This is a genomic window from Sphingobacteruim zhuxiongii (genome assembly GCF_009557615.1).
GTDB lineage: Bacteria > Bacteroidota > Bacteroidia > Sphingobacteriales > Sphingobacteriaceae > Sphingobacterium > Sphingobacterium zhuxiongii.
In genome coordinates this window covers 2,655,654-2,668,391 of sequence record NZ_CP045652.1, presented here as the reverse complement: position 1 = coordinate 2,668,391, position 12,738 = coordinate 2,655,654, and the positions used below count along the sequence as shown (strand labels likewise).

General features: G+C 40.5%; 13 protein-coding genes. 4 read left to right on the top strand and 9 right to left on the bottom strand.

The window, feature by feature from the left end; translation table 11 throughout:
* Positions 1 to 100: 100 nt before the first annotated feature.
* Positions 101 to 559, bottom strand: coding sequence for a hypothetical protein (locus tag GFH32_RS11440; protein WP_153511731.1), 459 nt, complete (start codon positions 557 to 559; stop codon positions 101 to 103).
* 83 nt (positions 560 to 642) lie between these two features.
* Here GFH32_RS11440 and GFH32_RS11435 point away from each other — a divergent pair, with 83 nt between their 5' ends.
* Positions 643 to 1,152: a thioredoxin family protein gene (locus GFH32_RS11435; protein WP_153511730.1), complete on the top strand. Its 510-nt coding sequence runs from the start codon at positions 643 to 645 to the stop codon at positions 1,150 to 1,152.
* A gap of 24 nt (positions 1,153 to 1,176) precedes the next feature.
* Here the strand turns inward: GFH32_RS11435 and GFH32_RS11430 are convergent, their stop codons facing one another.
* The 6 genes from GFH32_RS11430 to GFH32_RS11405 all read right to left on the bottom strand — a co-directional run bounded on the left by GFH32_RS11430 (position 1,177) and on the right by GFH32_RS11405 (position 6,183).
* Positions 1,177 to 1,533, bottom strand: a complete 357-nt coding sequence (locus tag GFH32_RS11430) for a DUF488 domain-containing protein (RefSeq protein ID WP_228384119.1) — start codon at positions 1,531 to 1,533, stop codon at positions 1,177 to 1,179.
* A gap of 44 nt (positions 1,534 to 1,577) precedes the next feature.
* On the bottom strand, positions 1,578 to 1,967 hold the full coding sequence (locus GFH32_RS11425; protein ID WP_153511729.1) for a group III truncated hemoglobin: 390 nt from the start codon (positions 1,965 to 1,967) through the stop codon (positions 1,578 to 1,580).
* 47 nt (positions 1,968 to 2,014) lie between these two features.
* On the bottom strand, positions 2,015 to 2,458 hold the full coding sequence (locus GFH32_RS11420; RefSeq protein ID WP_153511728.1) for an RrF2 family transcriptional regulator: 444 nt from the start codon (positions 2,456 to 2,458) through the stop codon (positions 2,015 to 2,017).
* Positions 2,459 to 2,563: 105 nt separating this feature from the next.
* Complete coding sequence (locus GFH32_RS11415; protein ID WP_153511727.1) at positions 2,564 to 3,892, bottom strand: amidohydrolase; 1,329 nt, start codon at positions 3,890 to 3,892, stop codon at positions 2,564 to 2,566.
* A gap of 53 nt (positions 3,893 to 3,945) precedes the next feature.
* On the bottom strand, positions 3,946 to 4,263 hold the full coding sequence (locus tag GFH32_RS11410) for a GNAT family N-acetyltransferase (RefSeq protein WP_153511726.1): 318 nt from the start codon (positions 4,261 to 4,263) through the stop codon (positions 3,946 to 3,948).
* A gap of 144 nt (positions 4,264 to 4,407) precedes the next feature.
* Positions 4,408 to 6,183, bottom strand: a complete 1,776-nt coding sequence (locus GFH32_RS11405) for an AMP-dependent synthetase/ligase (protein ID WP_153511725.1) — start codon at positions 6,181 to 6,183, stop codon at positions 4,408 to 4,410.
* A gap of 250 nt (positions 6,184 to 6,433) precedes the next feature.
* Between GFH32_RS11405 and GFH32_RS11400 the strand changes: the two genes are divergently transcribed.
* Positions 6,434 to 8,197, top strand: a complete 1,764-nt coding sequence (locus tag GFH32_RS11400; protein WP_153511724.1) for an aromatic amino acid hydroxylase — start codon at positions 6,434 to 6,436, stop codon at positions 8,195 to 8,197.
* Here the strand turns inward: GFH32_RS11400 and GFH32_RS11395 are convergent.
* Together GFH32_RS11395 and GFH32_RS11390 are read right to left on the bottom strand one after the other, a co-directional pair.
* Positions 8,186 to 9,082 carry a flavin reductase family protein gene (locus GFH32_RS11395; protein WP_153511723.1) on the bottom strand — a complete coding sequence of 299 codons (897 nt, stop codon included), beginning with the start codon at positions 9,080 to 9,082 and terminating at the stop codon, positions 8,186 to 8,188. The two genes, GFH32_RS11400 and GFH32_RS11395, sit on opposite strands and share 12 nt — an antisense overlap.
* A gap of 24 nt (positions 9,083 to 9,106) precedes the next feature.
* Positions 9,107 to 10,084 (bottom strand): fumarylacetoacetate hydrolase family protein, encoded by a 978-nt coding sequence (locus tag GFH32_RS11390; protein WP_153511722.1) that lies wholly within the window; start codon positions 10,082 to 10,084, stop codon positions 9,107 to 9,109.
* A 331-nt stretch (positions 10,085 to 10,415) separates the two neighbouring features.
* Between GFH32_RS11390 and GFH32_RS11385 the strand changes: the two genes are divergently transcribed.
* Together GFH32_RS11385 and hppD are read left to right on the top strand one after the other, a co-directional pair.
* Positions 10,416 to 11,573, top strand: a complete 1,158-nt coding sequence (locus tag GFH32_RS11385) for a homogentisate 1,2-dioxygenase (RefSeq protein WP_153511721.1) — start codon at positions 10,416 to 10,418, stop codon at positions 11,571 to 11,573.
* Between the two features lie 30 nt (positions 11,574 to 11,603).
* Positions 11,604 to 12,731, top strand: coding sequence for a 4-hydroxyphenylpyruvate dioxygenase (hppD, locus tag GFH32_RS11380; protein WP_153511720.1), 1,128 nt, complete (start codon positions 11,604 to 11,606; stop codon positions 12,729 to 12,731).
* The last annotated feature ends 7 nt before the right edge of the window (positions 12,732 to 12,738 follow it).

Genomic DNA, 12,738 nt, shown 5'->3' with positions numbered 1-12,738 from the left:
ATCAAGGCCACTTGATTCGAAGATGAAGCGCTTTTAGGCAGGAATTAAGGGTTAAGCTAGGCTTAAAGTAGGGTTCAGCTAGGCCTCAGCTCAAAAGCTGTTACCTAAAATTCGGTCGGCTGGTCAGCGGCGAAAAGGACCAAGGAACGGACGTTAGAATGATTAAGTAAATCCAGAGATAGCGTTTCCAAAGATAAGTGAATGCTGGGGTGCCGATCTTCTTGCGAACTATTAGCGTCAGTACATTCATCCAGATAATACCCACCGTCATCATACTCATATGTTCGAGTCCAAAGAATCGGACTTGTCTATTCTTCAAGCTCGCCGGCAGATCGGCCCAAAAGGACATACTGAGCGGACTACTGAGGTAGAGCATCCAGCCAAGCAAAAGCTGTATATTATAGATCAGACAGAAAAATACAAGTACTTGTATGTCCTTCCGTACAAAAATACGATTGTTACGTTTTTGGATATAAACCCAAATAAACTGGATGAGGAGTGCGAAAATGACAAGCCAACGGTAGTAAGAGTGGTAGATTAGCCAATGAGCGTAGTTCATATTGAAAGAAAGCTTGACATTAAATTGGCATAAAAATACACAAGAATCGCTAATTTAGGTTTATAATTTAAAATTGAATTGTAATGAAAGGGAAGATTTTACCATTGTTTTACAGCGCCATAATCTTGGGATTAGGATTAATCTCCGTAAATGCTCATGCGCAGACAGAAAAGCCAAAGGAAACGGCACCGATAGAGAAGCCTTATCATCCCGAAGCGGATCCACAAGCGGACTTAGATAAGTTGATTACGCAATCACAAAAGGAGAATAAAAACATTATCGTTCAAGCGGGCGGCAATTGGTGTTTTTGGTGTTTAAAGTTTAACCAATATATCCATGAAAATGAAGCAGTAGCGAAAGTTGTAAATGATAATTTCTTGTATTATCACGCGAACTATTCAAAAGAGAATGAAAATAAAGCATTCTTTGAAAAATATGCACCTAAAGGTCCTGCCTTAGGGTTTCCATTCTTTATCGTCTTGGATCCAAATGGAAAGGTACTAAACGTTCGAGAAAGTGGGAATTTAGAGAAGGATAAGAGTTATGACCAAGAGAAAGTCCTAGCGTTTTTTAATACTTGGGTTCGTAAATAGGATTATTGTCTTCAGGTTAATCGGCTAAGCTTTGGAGAGGATAAACTCTTTCAATACGATAGCATGATTGACCTGGGGATCTTTTCTTCCATATAAGAGAGTTACAGTTCGCGTCTCTGCGATCTTTGCAACACGCATGATATCATCTATATGTGTTGCCAATTCCTTTACATAGGCCTCCTTAAATTGCTCAAATAATTCAGGTTGATGGTTAAATGCTTTACGCAATTCTGTGGAAGGGGGGAGCGTCTTATTCCATTCATCAATTTTTGCCTTGTCTTTAGCGATACCGCGCGGCCATAAGCGATCGACTAAGATGCGATAGCCATCGCTCTCAGCATATTCATCATAGATTCTTTTGATCTGGATTTTAAGCATCATTCTTTTTGGAGAATAAACAAAAAAAACTGGTGGGATGTTTTAGACTAGGCGAGTGGTTTTCCACCTTGCTGACGATAGTATGCAATTTTATGTTGAAACATCTCAGCCATTCGTCCGCCTTGCCATTTCGCGCGCTCGGCTTTTTCGCCTTCAAAAAGCTCATCAACTGTTTTGCTAAATAGGGCAATCCAAGTGTCAAAATGAAGCTTCTCAATGGGCATATGCATATGCGGAGGGAAAGGGCTTCCAAAATAGGTGTGCTCATCGAAGAGAACGGTTTGCCAAAAGCGGTACATCTTTTCTAAATGCTCGGGCCATCGATCTTGAATGATGTGATTGAATATATTGCCCAACAATTCATTCTCTCGAATCCGATCGTAGAATGTATCGACCAACATTTTGATGTCTTCTATCGTTTGAATATCTTTTTTCATCGCCTTGATCTTAATTATGAGGGTTGCTATGGATGACGTTTAAAATCTTATTGTTCAGTACGCATGAGTACAGATTCTCCAGCAATTAGCCCTGTTGCTAAATCATGAATTGTGGTACTCTCCATCATGCTCTTTAACTCGCTGCGGATTGCGACAAAACGTTCATGCATAGGGCAGGGGTTTAAGTGATTGCAAGCGGATAAGCCTAAAGCACAACCTGTAAAAATTTGGTCCCCATCCAGTGCCTTGACGATATCGGCTACTTTAACGTCTTCAATTTGGCGCTCTGACATTTGAAAACCTCCATATGGCCCTTTGATGGACTGCAAAATTTTATACTTCGTTAAAGTGCCTAAGACTTTTGCAGTAAACGCTTCAGGTGTCGCCGTATGTTCAGATACTTCGCCAATTTTTACGCGCTTACCCTCCATCGACTGGGTGGCAATGTAGATAATTGCTTTGATTCCATGCTCAGCAGCTTTTGAGAACATAATTTATTCTTTTTATTAACCTTTTTTCAAAGATAAAAGAAAAGCTTGTTATTTAAGACTTATTTGTCGTAAATAACAAGCTTTATGATATTCAGTTGAATATTGTTAGTAAACTAGCTTACCTGCATGTATGAGGTGTTCAATTTCGGGAACTCGTGCAACTGCCTCTGCGGAACAACTGCTATGGACCAATACAAAGTCCGCTTTGTCGTTAGACTTTGGCCATTGTTGGTTTCCTTTATCGTCCAGTGGTGATACATTGTCTGTGGCTAAGCGTAAGCTTCGTGACAACATAAATTCATTACCGAAGCCGTAAAGTTGTGCCATTAAGCTGGCTTTGTCTAAGACAGAGCCTGTACCATAAATGCCCCAATGATCGATTACACTATCAATTCCCGTTGCGACATGGACTCCATGTTTTAATAAAGTAGGGATAGGCATTACGCGACCACCGAAAGGAATGGTTGAGACAATTCCAACTTCTGCTGCGGCGAGTTTCTCTGCGAGTTCTTCTTGTTTGCTGGCAGGAATCGCCGATAAAGCGAAACAGTGACTGAGGTAAGTTTTGCCTTTTAGGCTCGGATTTTCTAAGACTTTCTTAATCAGGTATTCAATGGTATCTACACCGGATTGCCCTGATTCATGTAAATGTATGTCAATCCCTTTTTGATGGTCTAAAGCAAGTTGAACAGTGAAATCAATAGGCTTTTCGATTGATCCATCGATTGTAAAAGGATCTAATCCGCCGATAAAATCAATATCCATTTTCGCGGCTTCTTTTAATAGAGGAACGGTGTCAGTATAATAAAGACCATGTTGTGGGAAGGCTACTAATTCTGCATCAAAACCTGCTTTTTTATTCTCCAATGCGACCTGCAGATTTTTTAAAGACTGCAGTTTAGACGTTGGTTCGATATTGACATGGCTTCTTGCAAAGTTGGTACCTTTGGATTGTAGCAGCTCGATTAGTTTTTCAGCACGAAAGGTCGAAGTCTTCAACATTTCTGGAAGAACTTCTTGTTCCAGTGCAATCATCCCTTTTAATCCACCAGGACGACGTTTAACAATTTTCCAAGGACCGCCATAGAAGGTCTTGTCCAAGTGGATGTGCTTGTCCTTAAAAGCAGGGAGCATCAGCATGCCTTTGGCGTCAAATGCATCCGCTTTGGGGTTGTTTTTCTGAACAGATTTTATCTTCCCATCTGCCAGCTCTACACAGAATAAATCAGTTTTTGTCGCAATAACTTCATCGCCATCATATTCGAAACCAGTTTCTAGTCTGACGTTTTTTAGTAGCTTCATTTCCTTTGTTTTCTTCTGTACTTGCTCAGGGCTCGTAAATCCACCGATAAGGGGAGAGGCTCCTACACCTGCAATTCCTAACGCGGCATTTTTTATAAACGATTTTCTAGATAGATGTTCGTTTGTTGACATAAGTTTTGTTTTCGCTTATTTTTCTTTTCGACGGATCGACAAAGATAAATAAACTAGAGTTGATCATAGCCCGGAAAATGAGGAGCTACTAAGCGCTTCCATTCGGGATGTTTTTTGATAAATGCATAAACGTACGGACAATATGGCAATACTTTCTTACCAGCTTCTTCAATATATACCAAAGTCTTTTCAACTAATGCAGCGGCTGCACCTGTGCCTGCGAGTTCCGATGGCGCTTCAGTATGAACCAATGCAACGTTGCTGTTGGTTTCTTTGTAGTCGATAAATGCGATATGTCCATCTACATTTAATTCAAATCGACCTTGTTCTTCGTTCTTAACGACTGGAATGGGTTCAAATTGTTCTTTCATGATGTATTCCTTTTCTTATTAATAGTTCGACAAAATCGGGAAATTTATCTTGGTGATTCTTGATGTAAGATAAGAAATAATTGGAAGGAAATAAAAAAGCCTTAATAGTAAATTAGGGCTTTTATTGATGATATATCGTTGAGATTAGTCAGCGGTGTGGTATAAATCTTCGAATTCCTTCTTGTATTTTTCTAGAATTACCTTTCGTTTCATCTTTAAGGTTGGTGTTAATTCACCATCCTCAATTGTAAATTCATTGAGCAAGATAATGGGACGTTTAATCTGCTCCCAATTTCCAAAATGCTGATTGGCCAATTGAACTTCCTTGTTAATCTTTCGAACAACCTTGTCTTGTTTCAAGAATTGGTCTTTCGGAAGATCGCGTAATTCAGGTGCTTCGGATTTACTCCAGTCAACAAGATGCGCATAGTTCGGTACGATATACGCCGAAGCAAACTTCTGCCCATCGCCGATAACCATTGCTTGCTCGATATAATTCGACTCGAGCAGTTTTTTCTCGATAGGTTGAGGGATAACGTACTTTCCACCTGAGATCTTAAACATCTCTTTCTTGCGGTCGATAATTTTTAAGAATTGTCCTTCTTCCCAAGTACCTATATCCCCGGTGTGTAACCAACCGTCGATAATGGTTTTACTGGTTTCTTCATTATTCTTGTAATAGCCCTGCATGACATTTGGACCTTTAACGAGGATTTCTCCATCCTCAGCCAATTTGATATCCACGTACTTCACAGCAAGACCAACCGTTCCTACGCGCGTTCCCTTAATATAATGGTTTACGGAAATCAAAGGAGAGGCTTCAGTCATACCATAGCCTTCAAATAATGGAATACCTGCCGCTAACAAGACTCGTGCTAATTTTGCCTGTAAAGACGCACTGCCTGAAGCAACAGTCATCAAATGCCCACCTAATGCTTCATACCACTTGTCTAAGACTAGTTTTTTAGCGAGTTTGAGCTTTATATTGTAAGTGAAACTTCGTTTTTTAGGATCAGGATCATAGTCCTCAGCAACTTTAACAGCCCAATCGAAGATATTGCGTTTCATGCCATTGAGCTCAAGTCCCGCTTTCATAATCTTCTCATATACTTTCTCCAAAATACGCGGAACAGCCGTCATAATATGAGGTTGTACCTCTTTAATATTTTGTCCGATTTTATCTAGGGATTCTGCGATATGGGTTGTAATACCAATATAAAGATAAGTATAGATAACCATACGCTCATAAGCATGACATGGAGGTAAGAATGTCAATGAGCGATGATATGCTTGGCAAGGTGTGATTTCACGCGCGGCCAATACATTCGAAATAATATTGTTATGCGTAAGCATAACGCCTTTTGGTTTTCCTGTCGTTCCTGACGTGTAAATTAAGGTCGCTAAATCTTCAGCTTTAACGGCGTTACGAAGCGTCTCCAGCTGCGCATCAGGGATCTTATTCCCTAACACTTTAAGCTCATCCCAATTTCTGACATCCTCATGCTTCTCCATAGCGAATACATACTTCAATGTATAAATGGAGTCTTTGAATGATAAAATTCGATTATATAAGGATTTGGTGCTGACGATACATAGTTTGATTTCAGCATCGTTGAAGATAAACTGATAATCAGCGTCGGTTATATTGGGATAGATTGCCACCGTTACGGCGCCGATTTGTTGTATAGCAAAATCTACGATATGCCATTCGACACTGCTATCGGCAATAAGACCTACTTTTTCGTTAGGTTTTACCCCTAATTCGATAAGTCCTTTGGAGAGGGCATTAACCTCCGTTAAAAATTGCTCGGTTTTGATGGGCTTCCACTCGCCATCTTTTTTATGCGAGAAAATATCAAGGTTTGGAAAGAGCTCAATCTGCCTAAAGGCTAGATCAAATAGTCTAAGGTTTTCATCCATTTCAATTCAAATTAACCCGTCGCTTTACAGACGGACTTCTTCCTCCATTAAACATCGACAAAAAGAAGAAGTTTGCAAAAATAAAAAAATGTTGGTTTATAATGGGTTGTATTTTATCAAATTGTTAAATTACTAAACTTATCTCACTCTAATCGTGCTCTAGGCAATTTTTAAAAAATTATCGGCTCTACCAATTAATATTCGTTGTAATTAAATGTTAAAATAATTATGTTTGCTAAAACAATTATAAATGAATCATTATGATAACCCGGTGGTTGCTCAACTGCCTAAGCATCTGATAAGATACATTGTTCCGCAGGACTATTCTCGTTATACAGCGATTGATCAAGCGGTGTGGCGCTATGTGATGCGTCAGAATTATGCTTATCTCCGTGATATTGCTTATTATCCTTATATCCCTGGCTTAACAAAAGCTGGGCTCAGCATCGAGAAAGTTCCGAATTTACAGGAAATGAATAATGCGTTGCGACAAATTGGTTGGGGCGCTGTGACGGTCGATGGCTTTATTCCGCCTTCTGCTTTTATGGAGTTTCAAGCACATCGTGTTCTTGTTATTGCTGCTGATATTCGAAACATCGAACATATATCCTATACACCAGCGCCAGATATTATACATGAATCTTCAGGACATGCTCCAATTATTGGGGAACCTGAATATGCCGATTATCTACAATACTTTGGTTCCGTAGGCACCAAAGCGTTGAGTTCGGGTAAGGACATGGAATTATACGAAGCTATCCGCGAGTTATCGATAGTAAAAGAAAAGGAAGGGGCTACCGAAGCGGAAATTACAGCAGCAGAAAAGAAGTTTGAAGCGATTTCTAGTGATATGGGGGAACCATCTGAGATGGCCTTATTAAGTAGGTTACACTGGTGGACCGTAGAGTACGGGCTAATCGGTAGTTTAGAAATCCCTAAAATATATGGAGCAGGGTTACTTTCTTCTATTGGCGAGAGTGCGAATTGCATGCGTGCAGAAGTAACTAAATTACCGTACACACTAGAAGCGATTAACTATAGTTATGATATTACTAAGCCGCAGCCACAGTTGTTTGTTACTTCGAATTTCCATCAGGTTTATGCTGTTCTAGATGAGTTTGCGAATCAAATGGCTTTTCGGGTGGGAGGTAAGGAAAGTGTAGACAAAGCAATTGACAGTCGTACGGTCTGCACTGTTGTTTATAGTTCGGGATTAGAAGTTTCTGGCGTATTTGTTGATTTTTCTAAAGGGGAGAAATTCAGCGGTGTTAAAACTCAAGGTCCGACTGCTTTAGCTTTTGAGGGTAAAGAATTGGAACGGCACGGAAAGACTTATCATCAAGATGGCTTTAGTTCCCCAGTTGGAGCTTTGAAAGGTTTAGGCAAGAGTTTAGAAAATTTGACTGAACGTGAATTAGCAGATTATGGAATCCGCCTTTCAACTCCTGCGGATTTATATTTTGAATCTGGATTGCGTGTTTCCGGATTGGTGAAATCGTTCACTTATCGAAATGGCAAATTGCTGCTAATTGCCTTGGAGGATTGTACGGTACAGGATGAAGCAGGAACTGTTTATTTTCAACCTAGCTGGGGCACCTACGACATGGCAATTGGAGAAGAGATCATCTCCGTCTATGCTGGTGCAGCAGATAAAGATGCATATGAGGAAATTGAAGAAGTTGAAAATACGGTGCTTACGGCCGTACATTATTCTGACCGTGTGATTGCATTACAGCAAGTTTATCAAGAACTTCGGATCATACGAGAGGAAGTCGGCGAGTTGGTAAGGTTGGACAAACATTTACATGTCCTGGATACGAATTATCTGGATAATTGGCTTGCCGCTTTAGAAATATTGGAGATCGCTTTAGATCGAAACGATACTTCTGTAGCAGAGGAGGCGGAGCAAGTTTTAGCGGCGTTTGGGAAAAGACATCCTGAATTAGATAAGTTAATTCAGGATGGTATTCGTTTGGCCAAGGATAAGCATATTAGCTTGACGTTAGGCGAGTAATAATACCTGCCAAGCGAAATCGGTTTCACCTTGATCGAGAAGTTGGGCTGCATATCGATGCAGCTCATTTGTTAATTGCGTCTGGTCATTCTTCCACATCTCCAAGAGTTGTTGTACGTGGGAATCGTTTTCCGCTAATTCGGTTTCGGTTGGGAGCTGCTCGATATTTGCTAATAATCCCAATTGATTGCCCGTCAATACATTTGATAGACGAATGTGCTCAGGAAGTTTATCTACACCAATTCCTAGTTTACGTAAAGGCTTGGGTACTTCAAAAAGATTCTCTTCCGTTACTCGGCAATACCAGTTGCCTCCTAAACGAGCGACTAAATCTAACTCTGCCTGATTGACTTGATCATCTTCATCTAATAGATGACTCTTTACATGCATACACAGAACCTCTGCAATCACGAGGTTACCTGCTCCGCCATCTTCTGAAAGAGGGATAATTTGTCGAACCCTACATTCCAATTGAATTGGAGACTCCGCAACGCGAGGCGGCTTCACTTGAACCGAAGGAATAGGACTTAGACCTGATTTTTCAAATTCGTTTACTCCCTTTGCATATTCTGTACTCGCGAGCGATTGCTGCTGTACCATATCAAAATTAACGATGTTAATCACTACCTCCGGAACCTCTTCGATGTTTTCTAAAGTATGCTTAATAGAACCATCACGTACTCTTCGCAATGGGGAGAATACACAGATGGGCGGATTCTGCGACATATAATTGAAATAGCTGAATGGACTTAAGTTAACTTGTCCTTGCGCATCGACTGTACTGGCGAAGCAGATTGGACGAGGTGCTACCGCGTATTTGATTAGATTGTCAAAAATAGGTCCGTGGACTCCCGGTTCGAATGTTTTCGTATCAAAGTTTTGCATAGCTTGCTAAGTTTCTTTTCTTATCTAATATTTCTCTAAGCGTAGGGTGTTTGTTAAAGTTCCTAATGCGGTTACTTCCATGCATACTTGGTCGCCTGGCTGCAGCCACTGCTCACGATAATTGGGATCTTGACGTTTACCGGTTCCATTGAGTTCCAAGAAGCATCCTGTACCTACAGTACCTGACCCAATGAGGTCTCCAGGGTATATGTTTACGCCGTAGGAAATACGTTCTATAATTTCAGCAAAGGTCCAATGCATGCTTGCTAAGCTGCCATTGGAAACTTGAATGTCATTTACAGAGCACGTCATCTGTAAGTCGTAGGTTTCTCCGACATGTCCTTCTCGAGTTGTGACAAGATAGGCCGCGAGCTCGTCTTTTGTAACTAAATAGGGGCCTATTGCTGTCGCAAAGTCTTTGCCTTTGGCAGGTCCTAAGTTTAACTTCATCTCGTCCATTTGCAGTCGTCTCGCACTTAGATCATTCATAATCATATACCCGGCGATATAATCGTCAGCATCCGCGGCTTTAATATTTCTTCCTGCTTTGTTGATAACAACAGCGACTTCCAATTCAAAATCCATTTTATCAAAATGTTCGTCCATTCCGTATACAGCCCCGGGGCCGTTGATTGCATGATGATTCGAGAAATAGAAAACAGGGAATTCATCAAATTCAGGAATCATGGCTAATCCGCGATTGGCACGGGAGGTTTCTACATGCTGCCGGAAGGCATAAGCATCCCGAAATGAGTTGGGCTTCGGAACTGGAGCAAGAATTTCAACGTCGTCAAAGCAAAGGCTATTTATAGCCCAATCTTTTTGTTCGATATGTTTCTGGAAAGCGAGCTGCAGATTTGCGAGCCCTTCAGGACCGGATTGAAGCAAGGCTTCCATCTGCTGTGGCAGATTTTCATCGATGTCTTTTACAGAGATGATAGAATCTTCATGGATAAGACCTAAAGAGTCTTGATTTTTTACTCGATATGTTATGATTTTCATAACGGAATATTGTCGATAGTTTAAAATTTACAATTGGTTCCTTTATTTCTTAAGTATTTGAAAATGACTTGTTAAATAAAAGATTTATTCTGTTTGACGATGTAAATATAAAATAAAATGCTGTATATTTGAGTAAGTACAATAACCATTTATGAACATCAGTAAAGCAATAATAGTCTTTCCTCCAAAAGGGATGATGCCTTTCACTAAGGCGTTAATTGCAGATGTGGTTTTCGACCAATACTAAGTTATCTTCCTTTCGTTCCAAGAGAAATCAAATCTGTTACTGTTTGTAATCAGAAGAATAATCAATTCATAAAACTTTTTAATTATGCCACTTTATCATCAATTGGGGCAAGTTCCCCCGAAGCGACATACCGTATTCAGAAAGCCTAATGGAGAGCTCTATGCGGAAGAATTGGTCTCAACACATGGATTCTCCAGTACCTATGCACTGGTATACCATTGTCATCCACCGACCTTAGTTAAACAGATACGTGAGCCTTATGATGTGTCGCCAACAATCGCTCGAGATAAACATCTAAAACATACCAGCCTTAAAGGATTTCAAGTAAAACCAAAAGCTGATTATCTAGAAAGCCGCGTGCCTGTATTAGTCAACGATGACTTGCACATTTCCTTGGCAGCACCTACTAATTCCATGGACGACTATTTCTACAAAAATAGCCAAGCTGATGAAGTGATCTTTATACATGAGGGTTCGGGTGTTTTGAAAACTGGCTATGGGGAAATTCCTTTTCAATATGGAGATTACCTTGTTATTCCTCGCGGCGTAATCTATCAATTGCACTTCGATAATTCTAGCAATAGATTATTTATCGTAGAGTCCTTTGAACCCATCCGTACGCCAAAGCGGTACAGAAACGAATTTGGTCAGCTTGCGGAGCATGCTCCATATTATGAACGCGATATAAAGCGTCCTCAAAATCTTAAAACCTATGATGAGTTTGGGGATTTTGAAGTAAGAATCAAAAAGCAAGGATTAATATATCCTTACGTTTATGGAAGCCACCCTTTTGATTTTATAGGCTGGGATGGATACCATTACCCATGGGCATTTTCAATTCATGATTTTATGCCAATAACAGGTAAGCTGCATCAGCCACCACCCGTTCATCAGACATTCGAGACGAATTCCTTCGTTCTATGTAGCTTTTGCCCTCGATTGTATGACTACCACCCAGACTCTATTCCAGCACCTTATAACCACAGCAATGTAGATTCCGACGAAGTACTTTATTACGTTGATGGTGATTTTATGAGTCGCAAATCGGTCGAAAGGGGACAGATTACATTACATCCAGGGGGTATCCCGCATGGGCCTCATCCTGGTACTGTAGAAAAGAGTATTGGGCAAACAAAGACAGACGAGTTGGCTGTGATGATTGATCCTTTTAGACCGCTGAAGCTTACCAAAGAAGCTTTGGAGATTGAGGATCCTGATTATTACATCTCCTGGTTAAGTTAAACACATACGACACTTATATAAACTATTATTATGGCACAGACATTTGCAGAAAAGATTGCTTTAGCGCAGGATTTTCTTCCTATCAACGGAACAGATTATGTTGAATTCTATGTCGGCAATGCAAAACAAGCCGCACATTATTACAAAACAGCATTTGGATTTCAATCGGAAGCCTATGCTGGCCCAGAAACTGGAGTTCGTGATCGCGCCTCTTATGTGGTTCGACAAAATAAGGTACGTCTAGTTTTAACAACGGCTTTAAATTCGGATCATCCCATCGCAGAACACGTAAAGAAACATGGTGATGGCGTGAAAATCCTAGCCCTTTGGGTTGACGACGCTGAGAAATCTTTTAATGAAACAGTAAGTCGTGGGGCTAAAGTTTATCAAGAATTAGAGATTAAGCAAGATGCTTTTGGTGAGGTTCGAACTGCAGGTATTTACACCTATGGTGAGACGGTACATATGTTCGTTGAGCGCAAGAACTATCAAGGAGTCTTTATGCCGGGTTATCAAGCCTGGGAGTCAGAATATAATCCAGAGGCCACCGGCTTGCTTTATATTGATCATTGCGTTGGTAATGTAGGTTGGGAACGGATGAATGAAACGGTCAAATGGTATGAGGAAGTGATGGGTTTTGTTAACATCCTATCCTTCGATGATAAGCAAATTAATACGGAGTACTCAGCCCTTATGAGTAAGGTGATGAGCAATGGAAATGGCTATGTGAAGTTTCCTATTAATGAGCCTGCGGAGGGCAAGAAGAAGTCGCAAATCGAGGAGTATTTGGAGTTTTATGAGGGCGAAGGTGTACAGCATGCTGCACTTGCAACAAATGATATTGTCAGCACAGTGAAGGCATTGAAAGCTCGCGGCGTTGAGTTTCTAGGAGCACCTCCAGAAACATACTACGAAATGTTGCCAGAACGAATTGGTGAAATAGACGAGGAAATTAAGATTATTCAGGATTTAGGGATTTTGGTCGATCGTGATGAAGAGGGTTATTTATTACAAATTTTCACCAAGCCTGTTGAAGATCGTCCGACTTTATTTTATGAAATCATTCAACGTAAGGGTGCACAGAGTTTTGGTGCTGGCAACTTCAAAGCCTTATTTGAAGCTATTGAACGTGAACAAGAAAAAAGAGGAAACCTATAATATTTGT

Excerpts from the sequence above, each read along its gene's own strand:
- GFH32_RS11385 (WP_153511721.1), top strand. The coding sequence starts at position 10,416 with ATGCCACTTTATCATCAATTGGGGCAAGTTCCCCCGAAGCGACATACC.
- GFH32_RS11395 (WP_153511723.1), bottom strand. The coding sequence starts at position 9,082 with ATGCAAAACTTTGATACGAAAACATTCGAACCGGGAGTCCACGGACCT.
- GFH32_RS11405 (WP_153511725.1), bottom strand. The coding sequence starts at position 6,183 with ATGGATGAAAACCTTAGACTATTTGATCTAGCCTTTAGGCAGATTGAG.
- GFH32_RS11435 (WP_153511730.1), top strand. The coding sequence starts at position 643 with ATGAAAGGGAAGATTTTACCATTGTTTTACAGCGCCATAATCTTGGGA.
- GFH32_RS11400 (WP_153511724.1), top strand. The coding sequence starts at position 6,434 with ATGAATCATTATGATAACCCGGTGGTTGCTCAACTGCCTAAGCATCTG.
- GFH32_RS11410 (WP_153511726.1), bottom strand. The coding sequence starts at position 4,263 with ATGAAAGAACAATTTGAACCCATTCCAGTCGTTAAGAACGAAGAACAA.
- GFH32_RS11440 (WP_153511731.1), bottom strand. The coding sequence starts at position 559 with ATGAACTACGCTCATTGGCTAATCTACCACTCTTACTACCGTTGGCTT.
- GFH32_RS11390 (WP_153511722.1), bottom strand. The coding sequence starts at position 10,084 with ATGAAAATCATAACATATCGAGTAAAAAATCAAGACTCTTTAGGTCTT.
- GFH32_RS11430 (WP_228384119.1), bottom strand. The coding sequence starts at position 1,533 with ATGATGCTTAAAATCCAGATCAAAAGAATCTATGATGAATATGCTGAG.
- GFH32_RS11415 (WP_153511727.1), bottom strand. The coding sequence starts at position 3,892 with ATGTCAACAAACGAACATCTATCTAGAAAATCGTTTATAAAAAATGCC.
- GFH32_RS11420 (WP_153511728.1), bottom strand. The coding sequence starts at position 2,458 with ATGTTCTCAAAAGCTGCTGAGCATGGAATCAAAGCAATTATCTACATT.
- hppD (WP_153511720.1), top strand. The coding sequence starts at position 11,604 with ATGGCACAGACATTTGCAGAAAAGATTGCTTTAGCGCAGGATTTTCTT.
- GFH32_RS11425 (WP_153511729.1), bottom strand. The coding sequence starts at position 1,967 with ATGAAAAAAGATATTCAAACGATAGAAGACATCAAAATGTTGGTCGAT.